This window comes from Vibrio penaeicida, from assembly GCF_002933855.1.
Lineage (GTDB): Bacteria > Pseudomonadota > Gammaproteobacteria > Enterobacterales > Vibrionaceae > Vibrio > Vibrio penaeicida_A.
Genome location: NZ_BFAQ01000050.1, coordinates 14,000 through 31,725, shown reverse-complemented (window position 1 = coordinate 31,725; position 17,726 = coordinate 14,000). Strand labels below are relative to the sequence as shown.

14 protein-coding genes are annotated in these 17,726 nt (G+C 43.8%); 6 read left to right on the top strand and 8 right to left on the bottom strand.

The window, feature by feature from the left end; all coding sequences use genetic code 11:
• The first annotated feature begins 55 nt into the window (after nucleotides 1–55).
• Nucleotides 56–2,317, top strand: coding sequence for an ATP-binding protein (locus VPNCDNU1_RS25140; RefSeq protein ID WP_167404891.1), 2,262 nt, complete (start codon nucleotides 56–58; stop codon nucleotides 2,315–2,317).
• A gap of 71 nt (nucleotides 2,318–2,388) precedes the next feature.
• Here VPNCDNU1_RS25140 and VPNCDNU1_RS25135 read toward each other — a convergent pair whose 3' ends face one another.
• Nucleotides 2,389–3,873, bottom strand: coding sequence for a carbon starvation CstA family protein (locus VPNCDNU1_RS25135; protein WP_104402918.1), 1,485 nt, complete (start codon nucleotides 3,871–3,873; stop codon nucleotides 2,389–2,391).
• Between the two features lie 500 nt (nucleotides 3,874–4,373).
• On the opposite strand from VPNCDNU1_RS25135, the gene VPNCDNU1_RS25130 reads away from it, so the two are divergent.
• Both VPNCDNU1_RS25130 and VPNCDNU1_RS25125 read left to right on the top strand, forming a co-directional pair.
• A complete protein-coding gene (locus VPNCDNU1_RS25130) occupies nucleotides 4,374–5,453 on the top strand; it encodes a transporter substrate-binding protein (RefSeq protein ID WP_104402917.1) in 1,080 nt (359 codons plus the stop codon).
• A gap of 63 nt (nucleotides 5,454–5,516) precedes the next feature.
• Nucleotides 5,517–5,867, top strand: a complete 351-nt coding sequence (locus VPNCDNU1_RS25125) for a DUF2799 domain-containing protein (protein ID WP_104402916.1) — start codon at nucleotides 5,517–5,519, stop codon at nucleotides 5,865–5,867.
• 88 nt (nucleotides 5,868–5,955) lie between these two features.
• On the opposite strand, the gene murQ is transcribed toward VPNCDNU1_RS25125, so the two are convergent.
• Together murQ and VPNCDNU1_RS25115 are read right to left on the bottom strand one after the other, a co-directional pair.
• Nucleotides 5,956–6,921, bottom strand: a complete 966-nt coding sequence (gene murQ / locus VPNCDNU1_RS25120) for an N-acetylmuramic acid 6-phosphate etherase (RefSeq protein WP_104402915.1) — start codon at nucleotides 6,919–6,921, stop codon at nucleotides 5,956–5,958.
• Nucleotides 6,922–6,983: 62 nt separating this feature from the next.
• Nucleotides 6,984–8,096, bottom strand: coding sequence for an anhydro-N-acetylmuramic acid kinase (locus VPNCDNU1_RS25115; protein ID WP_104402914.1), 1,113 nt, complete (start codon nucleotides 8,094–8,096; stop codon nucleotides 6,984–6,986).
• 369 nt (nucleotides 8,097–8,465) lie between these two features.
• Between VPNCDNU1_RS25115 and nagZ the strand changes: the two genes are divergently transcribed.
• Nucleotides 8,466–9,452, top strand: coding sequence for a beta-N-acetylhexosaminidase (gene nagZ, locus VPNCDNU1_RS25110; protein WP_104402913.1), 987 nt, complete (start codon nucleotides 8,466–8,468; stop codon nucleotides 9,450–9,452).
• A gap of 43 nt (nucleotides 9,453–9,495) precedes the next feature.
• Here the strand turns inward: nagZ and btsR are convergent, their stop codons facing one another.
• Both btsR and VPNCDNU1_RS25100 read right to left on the bottom strand, forming a co-directional pair.
• Nucleotides 9,496–10,218 carry a two-component system response regulator BtsR gene (btsR, locus tag VPNCDNU1_RS25105; protein ID WP_104402912.1) on the bottom strand — a complete coding sequence of 241 codons (723 nt, stop codon included), beginning with the start codon at nucleotides 10,216–10,218 and terminating at the stop codon, nucleotides 9,496–9,498.
• On the bottom strand, nucleotides 10,212–11,894 hold the full coding sequence (locus VPNCDNU1_RS25100) for a sensor histidine kinase (RefSeq protein ID WP_104402911.1): 1,683 nt from the start codon (nucleotides 11,892–11,894) through the stop codon (nucleotides 10,212–10,214). The genes btsR and VPNCDNU1_RS25100 overlap by 7 nt, the downstream gene beginning before the upstream one ends.
• A 215-nt stretch (nucleotides 11,895–12,109) precedes the next feature.
• Here VPNCDNU1_RS25100 and VPNCDNU1_RS25095 point away from each other — a divergent pair, with 215 nt between their 5' ends.
• Together VPNCDNU1_RS25095 and tyrA are read left to right on the top strand one after the other, a co-directional pair.
• The gene (locus tag VPNCDNU1_RS25095) at nucleotides 12,110–13,186 is read left to right on the top strand and encodes a 3-deoxy-7-phosphoheptulonate synthase (RefSeq protein ID WP_101112321.1); all 1,077 of its coding nucleotides are present in this window, start codon (nucleotides 12,110–12,112) and stop codon (nucleotides 13,184–13,186) included.
• Between the two features lie 11 nt (nucleotides 13,187–13,197).
• A complete protein-coding gene (tyrA, locus tag VPNCDNU1_RS25090; protein WP_104402910.1) occupies nucleotides 13,198–14,322 on the top strand; it encodes a bifunctional chorismate mutase/prephenate dehydrogenase in 1,125 nt (374 codons plus the stop codon).
• Nucleotides 14,323–14,416: 94 nt separating this feature from the next.
• On the opposite strand, the gene VPNCDNU1_RS25085 is transcribed toward tyrA, so the two are convergent.
• The 3 genes from VPNCDNU1_RS25085 to ettA form a co-directional block, all read right to left on the bottom strand.
• On the bottom strand, nucleotides 14,417–15,451 hold the full coding sequence (locus VPNCDNU1_RS25085; protein WP_104402909.1) for a M23 family metallopeptidase: 1,035 nt from the start codon (nucleotides 15,449–15,451) through the stop codon (nucleotides 14,417–14,419).
• An 11-nt stretch (nucleotides 15,452–15,462) separates the two neighbouring features.
• Complete coding sequence (locus tag VPNCDNU1_RS25080) at nucleotides 15,463–15,831, bottom strand: PilZ domain-containing protein (RefSeq protein WP_104402908.1); 369 nt, start codon at nucleotides 15,829–15,831, stop codon at nucleotides 15,463–15,465.
• 183 nt (nucleotides 15,832–16,014) lie between these two features.
• A complete protein-coding gene (gene ettA, locus VPNCDNU1_RS25075) occupies nucleotides 16,015–17,682 on the bottom strand; it encodes an energy-dependent translational throttle protein EttA (protein WP_101112317.1) in 1,668 nt (555 codons plus the stop codon).
• Nucleotides 17,683–17,726 lie beyond the last annotated feature (44 nt).

Below are 17,726 nucleotides of genomic sequence, written 5' to 3'. Positions count from 1 at the left end.
GCGAATGAATTTCAATTCGTGGTTTTCAAGCAATGTTTCAATCAAGAGAAAACTTTTGCTAATCACTGTTTTTATTTTAGTGGTTGTCTCCGTCTTTACTTGGATATCAATATCTTCGCTTTCTGCTTACAAGCAAGCCAACTCTGATTATCGGTCCGAAGTTTCTGCTCGTATTGGGTTATTAAACAATCTTCGTTACCAATTAGGGTACAACGGTGCGATCCACCAGTTCAAAAACTATGTCCTCAGGGGCAAGCTCAAAGATAAAGATGCCGCTAGTGAGCACTTTAAAGAAGCCAAAATTGTTATCGCAAAGTACAAATCTTTAAATCTAACTATCGCAGAAAAACACGCTCTAAATGCGGTAGATCGAGTGATTACTGAATACCAAAGCAAACTGTTTCAAATGCCGGTTGAGTACCACAGGGGCTTGGATATTACTCAGATTGACGCCCAGCTCAAAGTCAATGATGAGCCAGCAATACATGCTTTGAACAATCTTGAACATACCGCGAAAGAGCGAGAGTCCGATCAACTCCGTCGAGTGAATGCGCTTTTTTCTGAAATGCGCTGGAAAGTGCTCACCGCGACCATTACCATTTTTTTAGCGTCTATCGTGTGCCTAACTTGGCTCTATTTCACTCTAACGCGCCGGCTTAAGCAGTTTGCTCGGTATAGTGAAAAGTTACGTGATGGCGTATATAACCATGATGAAGAGCTGAACGAAACGCTCTCGTGGGAAGGGGACGAACTGAATGAGATTGCCACTAACCTTGAAAGTATCATCGAGCTGTTGAAATGTGAAAAGGAGCGGGCGGAGGATTCAAGTAAAGCTAAAACTGAATTTTTAGCGGTCGTTTCCCATGAAATTAGAACACCAATGAATGGTGTGCTTGGTATTGCTCAGCTATTGCAAAAAACAGACTTGAGTGACAGCCAAAGAAATCACTTGGTTAATTTGCATGAATCTGGTGAGCATATGATGACTTTGCTTAATGAGATTCTTGATTATTCCAAAATTGAGCAAGGTAAGTTTGATTTAGACTGTCAGCCATTTGCCTTTACTCACTTGATGGGGTCGGTGAGTAGTATTTATCAATCTCTAGCTGAAGAGAAAGGTATCGATTTATACATCGATAATAAAGTCGATCACGAGAGGTGGGTGTTTGGCGACAAGGCTCGTGTTAGGCAAATCATGTTTAACTTACTCAATAATGCGATCAAATTTACAGAGAAAGGGTTCATAGAGCTTCTGGCTTCCGAGCAGGTTGAAGGTGATCGTATTAGCTTGACTATTCAACTCAAAGATACCGGGATTGGGATGAGCCCCGATACGTTGACTAAGCTCTTTAATCCATTTGAACAAGCCGACAGTTCTACGACTCGGAAGTTTGGTGGTACTGGGCTGGGGCTCTCTATTGTGTCTAGGCTGACCAATCAAATGGGAGGTGAAATTAAAGTTGCAAGTGAATTAGATATGGGCAGCTGTTTTACCGTGATGCTACCTTTGACTCTCGCCAAGCCTCAGCTAACCGTGGTGAAAGATTGCAGACCGCTTAATTACAATGGGCTTAAAGCACTTATCGTTGAGGATAATCGCTTGAATGGTATGGTGCTTCAATCCATGCTTAAGCAATGCGGCTTTATCACCGAATGCATTGAAAATGGCGCATTAGCGCATAAGTTAGCTCAGGAAAAAATCTTTAATCTTATTCTAATGGATAATCACATGCCGGTGATGGATGGTGTCGAAGCCACCTATATGATTCGCCAAGATTCCCTAAATAAAAATGCATTGATATTAGGGTGTACTGCGGATTTATTTAAAGAGACTCGCGATAAAATGAAGCAAGCGGGTGTCGATGACCTTATCGCAAAGCCTGTTGTTGAGAGGGAACTGCATGAAACGCTGAGTCATTATGCGACTAAGCTATTTCCCAATGGGATTTTGTATAAACCCAGCTTAGACGCGGAAAAGCACATCGATACCGATTCAGTAGATGTCAATCTTATCATGCGCAAAAACGCTGTGGCTTTTGATGTCATGCCCGTATTCATTAACAGTGTTATTGAAGAAGCATTGTCTGCTGTCACGGAATTAAACATCGCCCAGCAGAACCAAGAACTCGATGCAATTGTTCATTCCGCCAACCTATTAAGTGCGCTGTTTGAAAAGGTGGCGTTGCCCGGAATGGTTGTATTAGCGGATTTAGTCGCGAAACAATCGCACATTGACGATCAGCAGATCCATCAGTTGTTTGAGCTCACTCATCAATGGTTGGATGAACTCTGTTTGATTGCCGAGGAATGTGGATAAGCATGCAGAAAACAAAAAGGCTCAAATGAGCCTTTTTCATATTCTACGCAGACATATTCTACTTTTAGCGGTTATACCGTTTTCGGAGGCGACGATGGTGTTTCTTCGTCAGCGAGTTCAGATTCACCTTTGCCTTTTGAAGTTTTAATCACGTAAGTCGTAATAAGTAGTGCAACGATAATACCCGCCACCGTCGAAATATTGATTGGAAGACCAAAGCCGAGTTGATTATTGCTTAAGATGAAGCTCACACACACCGTTGTCATGAAAATAGCGGGTACGGTAGTGATCCAGTGGAGTTTGTTGTGGCGAAGCAGATAAGCAGATGCCGTCCAAAGCATCATAACTGCAGTGGATTGGTTTGCGAATCCGAAGTAACGCCAAATGATCCCAAAATCAACTTGAGTCAGGATACCCCCCAACACAAACAAAGGTATCGCCATCATTAGACGGTTACGCAGTGTTTTTTGCTCCATGTTGAAGTATTCAGCCAGAATCAAGCGGCTAGAGCGAAACGCCGTGTCACCTGAAGTGATTGGAAGAATAACAACTCCCAAGAACGCAAGAACACCGCCGAAGACGCCCAGTAGCCCAAATGAAGCGCTGTACACGACATTTCCGGGTCCACCATTAGCCACGGCGTCCGATAGAGATTCAACAGAGCCGAAGAATGACAGTGCTAATACACACCAAATAAGGGCGATGACACCTTCACCAATCATCGCTCCATAAAAGATGAAGCGACCATTCTTTTCATTTTCCATACAGCGAGCCATAAGAGGCGACTGAGTGGCATGGAAACCAGAAATAGCACCGCATGCAATGGTAATAAATAACGCAGGCCACAACGGTAAGTCATTAGGGTTCATGTTGGTGAACATGTCGCTGACTTCGTATCCCCCTAGAATGGTATGTTCATCGGATACGCCAATCGCGGTAATTAGACCAACAGACATAAAGATGAGCAGCGCGCCAAACAACGGGTAGAAACGACCAATGATTTTGTCTACGGGAACAACGGTAGCAATGATGTAATAAGCAAAGATAAACACCACCATGGATGTCATGGTGACGGTGAAATCTGTTTGGTCGTTGACGAGGTTGGTTATCATGCCAGCAGGTGCTGAAACAAATACCACCCCGACCAACAACAATAGGACAATGGCAAAAATGTTCATAAAGTGTTTTGCGCCATTGCCTAAGTAGCGACCAGTAATGGTTGGTACGGATGCACCACCATTTCTAACCGAAAGCATACCGGAGAAATAATCATGCACTGCGCCTGCGAAAATGCAGCCAAGTACAATCCAAAGCATTGCTGCAGGACCATACAAAGCACCCATAATCGGACCGAAAATAGGGCCGACACCAGCAATATTCAGTAATTGTACCAAATACACTTTCTTGTTCGACATTGGCACAAAATCGACACCATCTTGCTTGGTGTAAGCGGGGGTTTGACGATGCTCTTTAATGCCAAATATACGTTCGACGAACGTACCATAAATAAAATATCCGCCGATTAGTGCAGCGACACACATGAGAAACCACAACATATTCACATCCCGTGTAATTATTTAAATTCTTCATCTTGGAGAATAAAACAGGGAAATATCGACTTCATTGGCTACAGAGTTGAGTGGTGATATAGCAGGTTAAGTGGTTGTTATCAGGAATAAGTGGTTTTACTCAATAGAAGATGTGAGCTTGGGCTAGAGCGTGGGCACTTTAGCATTTTGATACTAATCAATACGCTTCGCAAAGTTGAGAATTGAAGAGGAACATTAATGCCATTTCAAACAGTGTGGTTATTAACTGTTTGATCGAATAGATAATTCACATTCTCGCCCGTCTTACTTATGAGAATATTAAAGCTGTTGATGATATCGAGCTTCTTGTATTTTCTCTCTGGCTCCATTATTTATGAGCAATAACAAGAATGAATTGAGCTGAATACAAAAGTTGAAACCCTCTAGACAGGCTCATAGCCATAGTGAATTCAGTTCATTCGAATACGTCACTCTACTTTTAGACAGGACGCTCAAGAGGAGCTTCGATGAAGACCATTCCCATTGGTGTACTTTATTCAAGTCAAAGCCAGTACCGAAAAGTGAGCTATCAAACTTTGATAGGTACACAGTTTGGTATTTCACAGGTGAATGCCAATCCTCAATTTAATTTCAAGCTAGGCGCTATCCATAAAGACCCATTTGGTGAACTACCTCGTTATGCAGAACAGGCTGAGCGTCTATTTAAGCAGGGGGTTGAGCATGTTTTTGGTACAACGACTTTGGATTCTAGAATGTTAGCCTTGGATGTTGTTCAGCGTCACTCAGGGCTGCTTTGGACCTCGTCTCTGTCTGGGGCTCAGCCCAAACATTCAAATTTGTTGGAATTCGGATCCTCTCCGGATCAACACCTCTTTCCATTACTTGAATATTCCTTTGCGAAATATGGTGTTCATGCTGCGGTTGTTAGCCCTAACGATCAGCTTGGCTGGGATTTAAGTACACTGACATCTTCGTTCTTCGAAACTGGAGGCGGTGTCTTGAGTTTTAACAACTTTTATCGAGAAGGTTGCCAAACTTTTGACTACACATTGAAATCTCTACTGACTGAACAACCCAAATTTGTCGTAAACCATTTAATGGGGAGTACGAGCTACGCTTTTCTAAAAGAGCTTAACCAACATTGGAAAGGGAAACCCATCCCGGTTATTTGTACACATCTAAGCCGCAGCGAGTCAGTCGCTTTAGGGGCATTGCCTAATTTAGTCTTATTGTGTGGAAGTAATTTCTTTGAGCTAGTTAACCCAATGTTTTCTCAGCGTGTATACCGAGATTTTGCGAAAGTGTACGTCTCTGGTGGCTTTGTTTCAGCTTATTTATCTGTGCTGGCATTGGCGTACTCAATCAAACGAGCTGAAAGTTCAGATCCGAAAGACGTTAAACAAGCACTCACCTCGATTGCCTTACCAGCCCCATTTGGCGGAAAAGCACTTTTTACCAATCAATATTTAAAGCAGCCCAGTTTCATTGCTCAGCTCAATGAGGAAAACGTCACCTTATTGGAAACGGGAAACGTGAGTTCAGAAAGGAGGACAATCAACACTTCGCAAATGGCTGCCTTAGAATAAAATCAGGCAGAGCCTGTGCTTTCATCGTAAACTGATAGTTCTAGGTAAATATCAGGTATAACAATGAAACAACGTTTAGTGGCTTTAGTAATGGGAACATTGCTTGTTGGGTGTTCATCCAGCGAGTTTTTGACCGATGACAGTGACTGGTATTCAGTTGGCTACCGAGATGGCGTGAAAGGTCAGACCCAGCGTTCTTTTCAAGATTTGGCGGAGTATGGTCAAGTGAATCATGCAGATTACGACCAAGGCTACCTCGCTGGTGTCAAAGAGTACTGTAACCCCGCCTTTGCATATCAGATAGGACTGTCCGGCAGTTTTTATGAAGGTGTTTGCGAAGGCATGCCAGAAGCACAGAAATTCCGCATGGAATGGCAACGAGGTTGGAATCAAGGTTCAGGGCGAAGCGAGTAACTTCGCCAGATTCATGGGGATATATACCCAAGCATCTTGAGACTGCTTGACTATAGAGCCTTTTGAAAAGAGAGCTCCTGAAAGGAATTTATTGAGAGGTTGTTTTGTTCTGCTTTTCACTCTCTGATTCTTCTACTTGGGATTTTTCGACTGCACGGCGTAAAAAACCTTGTTGGTTTGATAACTGGTTTTGGGCTGTGTTGAGATCTGCGCCAGTCAGTAACATCAATATCGCCAGCTTCACATCATAGTGAGTTTGTTTTAGTTTCTCTCTGGCTTCCTCTTTTTCACAATCCGTTGCTTGAACAACAATTCTAACGGCGCGTGCAATGAGCTTTTCGTTACTGGCTTTTACATCCACCATGAGGTTTTGATAGCTTTTCCCTATTCGGATCATGCTGGCAGTTGAAAGCATGTTCAGTACGAGTTTTTGAGCCGTACCTGATTTCAATCGCGTCGATCCTGTTAACGCTTCAGGCCCCACGACTGGGCTAATGGCGAGTTGAGCACATTGCGCAATGGGAGAGCTAGGGTTGCAAGACAATGCGACAGAATAGGCTCTAACCTCATTGGCGTATTCCAATCCACCTATCACATATGGGGTTCTGCCACTGGCAGCAATGCCAACCACAACGTCTTTTTCGGTCAAGGTAATGCCCGATAAATCCTCTTTGCCTAAGAGTTTATTGTCTTCTGCGCCTTCTTGAGCTTTAAACATAGCTTCTTTCCCACCCGCAATAAGCCCGATGACCATTTGATCTGACACACCGAACGTGGGAGGGCATTCAGAAGCATCCAAAACACCTAAACGACCGCTAGTCCCTGCGCCTAAATAGATAAGTCTGCCACCCTGTAAGAAAGCGTTGGAAATCTTGTCTACCGCAGAGGCGATATTGGGGAGTTCTTTTGCTATGGCTGTCGGGACTTGCTGATCTTGCTGATTGAGTTTTTCAACGATCTCAAGTGAAGATAAAAGATCGATATCCATGGTGTCGGGGTTTCGTCCTTCCGACACAAGGTGTGCAAGGGCAGAGAGTAGTGCGTCATTAGCCATGATGTTGTCCGTTTTTCGTTGTTCGCAAGATACTGCTCACGAGGTATTAGTTGGTGACCAGTTTAATTCGCTGGATATATTACACCTAATGAAGCGAGTTGACGTGCTCCTGTTACTGCAGGCGCATTACTAGGAAGGCCATGAACACGTCGTTGGGCTAGCCAAGCAAACGCCATTGCTTCCATGAATTCGCTGTCAACGCCCGTATCTTTGGTATCTTTTACATGCCAAGTAGGGAGCAATTCATTGAGCCGACTCATCAGTACTGGGTTCATAGCGCCTCCTCCACAAACCAACAAAGTAGGTTCGTCGCCGAAACTTTGCTTATCTACTTCTAAGGCAATACTGGATACGGTGAGATCCAAGAGCGTAGCTTGAATATCCTGTGGTTTTAGATGGACAATATCATCAAACTGATTCAACCAACTCAAGTTAAAAAGCTCTCTCCCTGTACTTTTTGGGGAGGCAAGAGAAAAGTAAGGATCCGACATAAACTGCACGAGTAGGGCTGGGTTAACTTTGCCAGAACTAGCGAGCGCTCCGCCTTTATCGTAGGGCTGACCTGTATGTTTTTGGCACCAAGCGTCCATTAGCATGTTACCTGGTCCTGTATCATATCCAATTAGGGGGGAAGTAGGGTGCAGTACAGAAATGTTAGCAATTCCACCGATATTCAAAATGACCGTGGTGGATTCTGGGGATTCATATAACCACTGATGAAAAGCGGGGACTAACGGCGCGCCTTGACCTCCTAGCGCCATATCTTTTCGGCGAAAGTCAGCAATAGTGTCAATACCTGTTTGGGAGGCTATTATGTTTGCATCCCCTAATTGCATAGTAAAACGAGTATCTCCAGTAGGCTGGTGGAAAACGGTTTGCCCATGGCAACCAATCGCGGTGATGTGTTGCTTCTCTATCGACATGGTTTTCAGTAATGCATTAACACTGTCAGCAAAGAGAATTCCAAGGTCATGATCGAGCTCACCGATGGCTTTCACGCTTGTCGATTGCCCTTCACATAGGGCTAGAATTCTCTGTTTGAGCTCTATAGGCATTGGATGAACATAGCTTTTGATGAGTGAAATATCGCTTTCAGATATTTCTGTCAAGGCAATATCAACACCATCCAAACTCGTTCCGGACATCACGCCAATGTAATACTGATTTTGATTCACACTGCGACTCCCTGACGTTAAATTAACTGACTACGTTAAAAGATTTTTGTAATAATAAAGCGAATATTCTTAATTGGTTATACCCAAGCAACCTCAATATACGAGTTTCAGCGAGAGTTAACTGGCTTTTAGGCAAGGCACTGATATGAAGATCTAGTTATTCTAAATCAAATATCAGTAACGTAGCATGAAATCCAGTTAAACTCGCCCTTGGGAGCCCATATTCTGTCCCATTTCATTGTCAAAGAACTTGGAAAGGACCAGTCATTCCGCTACGTTCTTCTCCTTGAACTGGAACAGAATATGAGGCTCTGAATCCTGTATCTTGAGGTTACTTGGGTATAATTAAACTACGAGGCTTTGAACATAATGGGACCACTTTGGATTGATGTTGCCGGATACGAGCTGGATGCAGAAGACAAAGAAATACTGCAACACCCAACTGTAGGTGGGGTGATCCTGTTTTCGCGCAATTATTACGATAATGAGCAATTACTTGCGTTGAACAAAAGTATCCGACAAGCCGCCAATCGCCCAATATTGATTGGGGTGGATCAAGAAGGTGGACGTGTACAGCGCTTTAAAGAAGGGTTTAGCTTGATACCACCTGCACAAAGCTTTGCTATACAACCCAATGGCAAAGAGGTGGCAAAGCAAGCCGGTTTTTTGATGGCTGCCGAATTAATTGCCCATGATATCGATCTTAGTTTTGCCCCAGTTTTAGACAAAGGACATGAATGTAAAGCCATAGGGAATCGTGCCTTTGGTGACGATATCGAAAGTATCGTGACGTACAGTTCGGCATTTATGGAAGGAATGAAAACGGTTGGCATGGCGACAACAGGAAAGCATTTCCCCGGTCATGGTGGTGTGATTACCGATACCCACTATGAAACAGCCAAAGACCAAAGAGATTTCATTTTCGAACAAGATATGGCGGTGTTTAAGGCACATATAGAATCTGGTGTGTTGGATGCCATGATGCCAGCACATGTTATTTACCCTGAATACGATTCACAGCCGGCCAGTGGCAGCCCTTATTGGTTGAAACAAGTATTAAGAGAGCAGCTAGGATTCCAAGGTATCGTTTTTTCTGACGATCTCAGTATGGAAGGTGCGGGAGTCATGGGATCACCAGCAGAGCGTGCAATGCAATCGCTTGAGGCTGGGTGTGACATGTTACTGATGTGCAACAACCGTGACTATACCGTTAGTGCGTTGGACAAACTGCCGATAAGTACCGTACCCAACGCAACAAGCTTGCTGAAAAAGCAAAGCTTCTCCTTGAGCGAGCTGCGAATCAGTGAAGAATGGAAATCAGCATCGGAAGCCATGAAACGAATACTGGATTGTTAAATTCAACAAACCCTAATCATTCGAGCCGATGGCATAACGGTTTTTACTGAATACCTAGTGTCTCTTTTAAACTCTTCAAAAATCTTCGGCTAACGGGCACTGGGTGCCCGCTTTGCGTAATAATTTCAGCAAGACCGTGTTCCAGCAATTTAATCTCCCGAATCGCTTGAGTGTTAACGAGATACTGGCGATGACACCGCAACAACGAGGTTTTTTGTTCGAGCACTTTTAGCGTCAACTGGCTGGTGGCGGTTTGTTCTGCGGTTTTCACTTGTACACCTGAAATGTCGGTGTAAGCAAACTCAACATCGTGGATTGGGATAATGACAATGCGATTGAGACCGATGCAAGGGACTTGCTCTAATTTATCTTGCGTGAATACTGATATGTTTTGAGGCTCTTTTAACCGAGCTGTTTTAACCAAACGGGAAACACATTTTTGAAGCCGTGATGGTTCAACGGGTTTTAAAAGGTAATCGAATGCATTGTCCTCAAAAGCTTGAATCGCATATTGGTCGTACGCCGTAACAAACACCACATTGGGCATGGTATCCGGATCAAGCATAGAGAGCAGTTCAATACCACTAATCTGAGGCATGTGAATATCTAAAAAAACCACGTCCGGCTTACAGGCGTTGATTTTCTTTAACCCTTCAATGGCATTACTGGCTTGGTCGATGACATCGATCTCCTGCGTTTCTGCCAGTAACTCGCACAGCTCTTCTCGAGCAAATTGTTCATCATCAATGATTAAAGCGGTCAGCATTCCTTTGCCTCTGTCGTCGGGAGTTTAAAGCTCATTCTTGTGTATTTCTGTGGATGGCAGTCTATGTGTAATGTTGATGATCGCCCCAGTAGGTTAGCGAGACGCTTATTCACAATATCCAACCCCAATCCAGAGTGGTTCTGTGCAGGAGCGTGATAGAGCCCCGCATTGTCTTCAACCACTATGGTGTGCTCACCGTTTTCGGTATGGCTATATATTCGAACTTTACCATTTTCTAGAAGCTGAGAAATACCGTGCTTGATAGCATTTTCGACCAGAGGCTGTAGGGTAAAGCTGGGTATGATTTTTTCTAGCAAGGCATCATCTATCGCCCATTCAACTTCCAGACGATCGCTAAAACGCGCTTTTTCAATGGTGAGGTACGCATTCACGTGTTCCAGCTCTTCTTTCAGCCGAACAGTCTCTATATTTTGCTTAAGGTTACTCCGGAAGAATTGAGACAAGTGCTGAATAAGATCCCTTGCTTTATCTGGGTCTCGTCTTGTAATGGCACTGATGGTATTCAAAGCGTTGAACAGAAAGTGCGGGTTAACTTGAGCGTGAAGTAGCTTGATTTCAGCTTGAGTGAGAAGCGTTTGTTGTTCTTGATAATCGCCATACAAAATCTGACTGGAAAGCAGTTGAGCTATGCCCTCCGCCATCGACATATTAATGGTGGAAAACAGCTTTCGTTTGGGTTCATAAAGCTTGATGGTACCTATTACATCGTCTCCGGTTTTCAAAGGAATTATCAGTGCTGAGCCCAGCTTACAACTTTCAGATAAAGAGCACTGGTAAGGCTGTTCTCTGCCATCAAGGTAAATAATTTTGTTATTGGAAATCGCATCTAGAGTGCTGTTTGATGAGATAGGTGTATTGGGTTTATGGTGATCATCACCTATACCCACAAAGGCGAGAATCTTATCTTTGTCGGTTATGGATACAGCGCCCACTTTGGTTTCTTCATAGATAATACGAGCAATTTTGTTGGCGTTATTGGCATTAAATCCAGAGCTTAGAATACCGACGGAACGTTCAGCTATCGTGAGTGCTCGCCGAGAAAATGCGGCGGAATACTTTTCGAAGATGGTTTTTCTATCTTGCAAGATGCTCATAAACAGAGCCGCACCAACAGAGTTAGCGATGATCATTGGTGCTGCAATGGCGGAAACCAACTGATAAGACTGCGTAAAAGGCTTCGCCACGATCAATATAATCAACATCTGAACAATTTCTGCAAAGAGTGTGACGGAGAAGACCACAAAAGGGTTAAAGAGTTGGCTCGACCTATTTTTTCTTACGTAGTAGCTGTGCAGAACACCCCCTATTAATCCTTCAGCAGTTGTTGATATCGCGCAGGCAATATCGGTGAACCCACCAAGAGAGTATCGATGCATTCCCCCAGTAAAACCGACAGCAAAGCCAACAACGGGTCCACCAAATAAGCCTCCCATGACTGCGCCAATGGCTCGCGTGTTGGCGATCGCATCATTGATCTGTAAACCAAAGTACGTCCCCATAATACAAAACAAAGAAAAAAGGACGTAGCAGCTAAGTTTGTGACTTAAACGTGTAGAAATACTAAGTAGTGGCAAAAAAATTGGGGTTTTACTCAGCATATAAGCCAGTACGAGGTATACGCACATCTGCTGAAGTAAAGATAATATGAGGTCCATAGCCACTTTCCGTAATTATTTAAGGCTATTTTAATCGATAATATTTGCTATAAGTTGTTAAGTAGCTCCTAATTTGCAGTGTAAATTAAAATTTACACTTAATGTTTTTTTAAGTTTACACTTGAAATCTATTTTTTTGCTGTTATTTTGTTCTTTATTGGATTTGAGGCTCGCTGGTTGTAGTGGGTGTAATTTTAAGTTTACAGGTAATGGAAATGCAAAAGAGCGAATTGAGCAACATACACATCAGTGACGAGCAGGTTTTAATTACACCTAATCAGTTGAAAGACAAAATCCCACTGAGCGATGAAGCGCGCCAGTTTATTCAACAGTCTCGTCAGGAAATAGCAGACATCATCGATAAGAAAGATCATCGTTTGTTGGTTGTCTGTGGTCCTTGCTCAATTCATGATCTGGATGCCGCTAAAGAATACGCAAAGCGCCTAAAGGCATTGTCTGAAAAATTGGATGACCAGATTTACATCGTTATGCGTGTTTACTTTGAAAAACCACGTACCACTGTTGGCTGGAAAGGGCTGATTAACGACCCTCACTTGAATGGTACATTCGACATTGAGCATGGGCTTCATGTGGCTCGCCAGCTACTTGTCGATCTAGCTGAAATGAAAATCCCGCTAGCGACGGAAGCTCTAGACCCAATCAGCCCTCAATACCTAGCTGATACGTTCAGTTGGGCGGCAATCGGTGCCAGAACAACGGAATCACAAACTCACCGTGAAATGGCCAGTGGTTTGTCTATGCCTGTTGGTTTCAAAAACGGTACGGATGGCAGCCTTGCGACTGCAATCAATGCTATGCAGGCGGCGTCTTCTGGTCACCGCTTCATGGGGATTAACCGTGAAGGTCAGGTTGCTTTATTGACGACGCAAGGTAACCCTAATGGTCATGTTATTTTGCGTGGCGGTAAACAAACCAACTACGATTCCGTTTCTGTCGCAGAATGTGAAGAGGAAATGTCGAAGTCTGGACTGGATGCTGCTTTGATGGTGGATTGCAGTCACGCGAACTCGCGCAAAGATTTCCGTCGTCAGCCGCTTGTTGCTGAAGATGTTATCCATCAAATCCGTGAAGGAAACAAGTCGATTATCGGTCTGATGATTGAAAGCCATATTAATGAAGGTAATCAGCCTTCAGACATTCCAGTAAATGAGATGGCTTACGGGGTTTCCATCACCGATGCGTGTATCAATTGGGATTCAACTGAGGCACTATTAACGCATGCACACCAAGAGCTTGTGCCGTTTTTACAAGACAGAATAAAAAATCAATAAGGTAATACTGGATGGCAGTTGAACTGAATGAATTGAGAGATCAAATTGACCTAGTAGATAAGCAAATGGTCGATCTGCTGGCGCAAAGGCTAGCACTGGTAGAGAAAGTCGGAGAAGTAAAAAGTCAGCACGGTTTGCCTATTTACGTTCCTGAGCGCGAAGCGACAATGTTGGCCTCTCGCAGAGAAGAAGCTGAAAAACAAGGTGTTCCACCGCAGCTTATTGAAGACATTTTACGTAGAACCATGCGTGAATCGTATACCAGTGAAAAAGATTCAGGTTTCAAATGCCTTAACCCAGAACTGGGTTCGGTTGTCATTGTTGGTGGACATGGTCAACTTGGGGGATTATTTGGACGTATGTTCCGCTTGTCTGGCTATGACGTGAAAGTACTCGGCAGCCAAGACTGGGAACGTGCTGATGAAATCCTTGATGGCGCTGGGCTCGTTGTTGTCACGGTTCCTATCCATTTGACGGAAAGTGTGATTGCCAAGTTGAACAACCTTCCTGAAAATTGCATTTTGTGTGATTTGACGTCGATAAAGTCAAAGCCACTCAGCGCGATGTTGCGATCACACTCCGGACCTGTAGTTGGGTTGCATCCTATGTTTGGTCCCGATGTTCCAAGCTTAGCAAAGCAAGTTGTTGTTTACTGCGATGGTCGTGGTGAGGAAACTTACCAATGGTTACTGAAACAGATTGAGATTTGGGGCGCGAGCCTGTGTAAGTGTGAAGCCCAAGAACACGATCATGGTATGACCCTGATCCAGGCTCTGCGCCACTTTACTTCTTTTGCATATGGTTTGCATTTGAGTGGAGAGAACCCCAATATCGAAAATCTATTGCAGCTGAGTTCCCCAATTTATAGGCTTGAACTTGCTATGGTTGGTCGCCTGTTTGCACAGGATCCGAATCTGTATGCTGATATTATTTTATCTTCCGATGAAAATATCGAAATGATTAAGCGCTTCCACCAAAGTTTTGGTAATGCACTGGCTATGCTCGAAGGTGATAACAAACAAGAGTTTGTCGAAAGTTTTGAAAAGGTTGGTGAGTGGTTTGGTGGGTATTCCCAGCAATTTATGGAAGAGAGTCAGAAGCTACTAAAGCAAGCAAATGACGCGATTCATCGATAAATCCCTATCTGACATTTAAAATAAAAACGGCTCCTTAAGGAGCCGTTTTTATATATTAAACCATTCCAAATTTACTGCATTCAGTTAACTACTGTCAGTTTACTGTTGGCGTCGATGAAGTATTTTTCACGGTATCAACTGAGCTGGGTGCCGAGCTTGGGTTTTGTGTTAGCAATACTTGCAGCTTTACAACGTTGCTCATAACATCGACCAGAGATGCCCATTTAATACTGCGTTCTTTTTCAAACAAAGTATCAAAGTTTTCGGGGGTCCAATCCATAAAGTGTTTAGGGTTTAATGTTCTACCTAAGAATCGCACTTCATAATGGAGGTGAGGACCGGTAGAGTTGCCCGAGTTTCCGCATGTTGCGACAACATCTCCCTTGTTTACAAACTGGCCACTGCGGACGTTAAAGCCTTGCAAGTGTGCGTATGATGTCATGAACCCAAAGGCATGACGTAACTTCAATAAATTTCCATACCCTTTCTTACTTGGGCGTCTTAGTTCAACTACGCCATCTGCAGGAGCCAGTACTTGCTCTCCACGTTGGCACGTGAGATCGATGCCTAAATGTCGGTGACGCCTGCCGGTAATTGGATTCTTTCGGTAGCCGTAGTTGGATGAAATTCGTTGATACAGAACAGGGCTGTCATTAGGAAGCAATCGAAACATAGTGGCACGCACTGCGGAGTTGATCGCTGCCGCATCAATTCTCTGTTCCAAAGACAATTCTGCATAGTCTACAACGGAGGTTTCTTGCGTAATCCCAAGTACTGATTCCACATCATTCACACGCTTGCCCAGAGTTAGGATTTCTCCTTTCTTCTCTTCCAGTTCTTGAGTCAAAGAATGGTTCGTGCTGATTTGAGCTTCATATAGAGCTTTAAACTGATCGCTTTTTTGGTCGAGATAGTCGATTTGAGATTGAGCATGACTGAAGTTTTGCTCTGATCTTGCCAGCGTATTCTCTGCGCTGGATTGGGCAGAGAAATACTGATAGACAGAGGTACCAAGTAAGCTAGGGAGGGCAAAAAGAGAAAGAACAACCAATGCAGTTGCTTTTCTTCCCACAAAAAAGTGCTGAACCCCAGACGAAGTTGGGATTGATATTTGTATTTGTCGTGACATTTATTGCTATTTTAAGCACCTAAATCAGATAGCTGCTCTATTTCTCTATGCAAAAGGGCTTCATCGCCAACATTCAGCTCAACCAGTCGCTTCAAGTGGCTGATGCTGTCGATATCAATATGATGAATACTAAGACGCATAAAATTATCGTTTAGCTCCACAATTTCAGCTTCCAATGATATCACAATGTCACTATCAGGTAACTCGATGTCGACATACAGCATGTTACTTGTATCGAAATCATGATTAGCAGGTGAGCCAGAAAGCAAAAGACCGTGTAGCGAAAGGTCTCGAATATCACTGTTTACAGTTAAGTCGCCTTGCACCAATTTTGCTGGGGCTTGGTAGATAACGCGAGAAAATCGACGGCGTTCAATCATAGTGTGCTCTCTTTTGGTTCATGCTTAAATTTTGCCTTATGGTAACTGTTGTACAAGGCTAATGGGTAAAGAGTCGGTTTTTTTGTGACGCTTAAGCGCCTAGTTTCAACGTTCGATGAATTGTCTCGAATATATAAGAAAAAAGACCGCATAGGCGGTCTTTTTTACACAATACAAATAATGTTACTTCGCAATGCGCTTATATTTGATTCGATGAGGTTCAGCTGCCTGTGCCCCGATCGTCTGTTTCAACCACTCAGTGTACTCAGTATAGTTGCCTTCATAGAAATTCACCTGACCTTCGTCACGGTAGTCCAGAATATGGGTCGCAATTCTATCTAGGAACCAACGGTCGTGCGAGATAACCATGGCACAGCCTGGGAATTCTAATAGTGCTTCTTCAAGAGCACGTAGTGTTTCAACATCAAGGTCGTTGGTTGGCTCATCGAGTAGCAATACGTTGCCGCCCGCTTTCAGAAGCTTCGCTAGGTGGACACGGTTGCGTTCACCACCAGAAAGCTCACCAATGATCTTCTGTTGGTCGTTGCCTTTGAAGTTGAAGCGAGAACAGTATGCACGTGCAGGGATTTCGAAGTTGTTGATCTTAATGATATCAGCGCCTTCAGAGATCTCTTGGAATACCGTTTTCTTGTCGTCCATGCTGTCACGGAACTGATCAACAGAAGCTAACTTCACTGTTTCACCAAGTTCAACGGTTCCGGAATCAGGCTGCTCTGCACCACTCAACATTTTAAATAGTGTTGATTTACCCGCGCCGTTCGCACCAACGATACCGACAATAGCCCCTTTAGGCATACTGAAAGAAAGATCATCGATAAGAACGCGATCACCGAACGATTTAGTTAGGTTCTTCACTTCAAGAACTTTGTCACCCAAACGTTCACCTGGTGGGATGAATAATTCATTGGTTTCGTTACGTTTCTGGTATTGACCAGTCGTCAGTTCTTCAAAACGAGCCATACGAGCTTTAGACTTAGCTTGACGACCTTTCGGGTTTTGACGAACCCATTCTAGTTCTTTCTCAATTGTTTTTTGACGTGCGCTTTCGCCAGCCTTCTCTTGCTTCAGACGCTCATCTTTTTGCTCTAGCCAAGAGGTGTAGTTACCTTGCCAAGGGATACCTTCACCACGGTCAAGTTCTAGGATCCAGCCAGCTGCATTGTCTAAGAAGTAACGGTCGTGCGTGATAGCTACAACAGTACCGTTATAATCCACTAGGAAGTGCTCAAGCCATGCAACGGATTCCGCATCCAAGTGGTTGGTTGGCTCATCAAGAAGCAGCATGTCTGGCTTTTCTAGAAGTAGGCGACAGATAGCAACGCGGCGACGTTCACCACCCGATAAGTGCTCAATTTTCGCATCCCACTCTGGAAGGCGCAGTGCGTCAGCAGCTCGTTCTAATGCTGTTTCTAGATTGTGACCATCTTTTGCCTGAATAAGGGCTTCGAGCTCACCTTGTTCTTTAGCAAGTGCGTCGAAGTCTGCATCTGGTTCTGCGTAAGCCGCGTATACAGCGTCAATACGTTTTAGTGCGTCAGCGACATCAGAAACAGCTTCTTCAACTATTTCTCGAACAGTTTTTGACTCATCAAGTACGGGTTCTTGCGGAAGATAACCGACATTAAGACCCTGCTGTGCACGGGCTTCACCATCAATATCAGTATCAATACCAGCCATGATGCGTAATAAGGTCGATTTACCAGAACCATTTAAACCTAAGACACCGATTTTAGCGCCTGGAAAAAAGCTAAGCGAAATGTCTTTAAGAATTTGACGTTTAGGTGGCACTGTTTTGCTCACCCGCGACATGGTGTATACGTATTCAGCCATTACCGACCTTTCCTGTTATTCGAAAAATTAGGGCTGTATTTTAT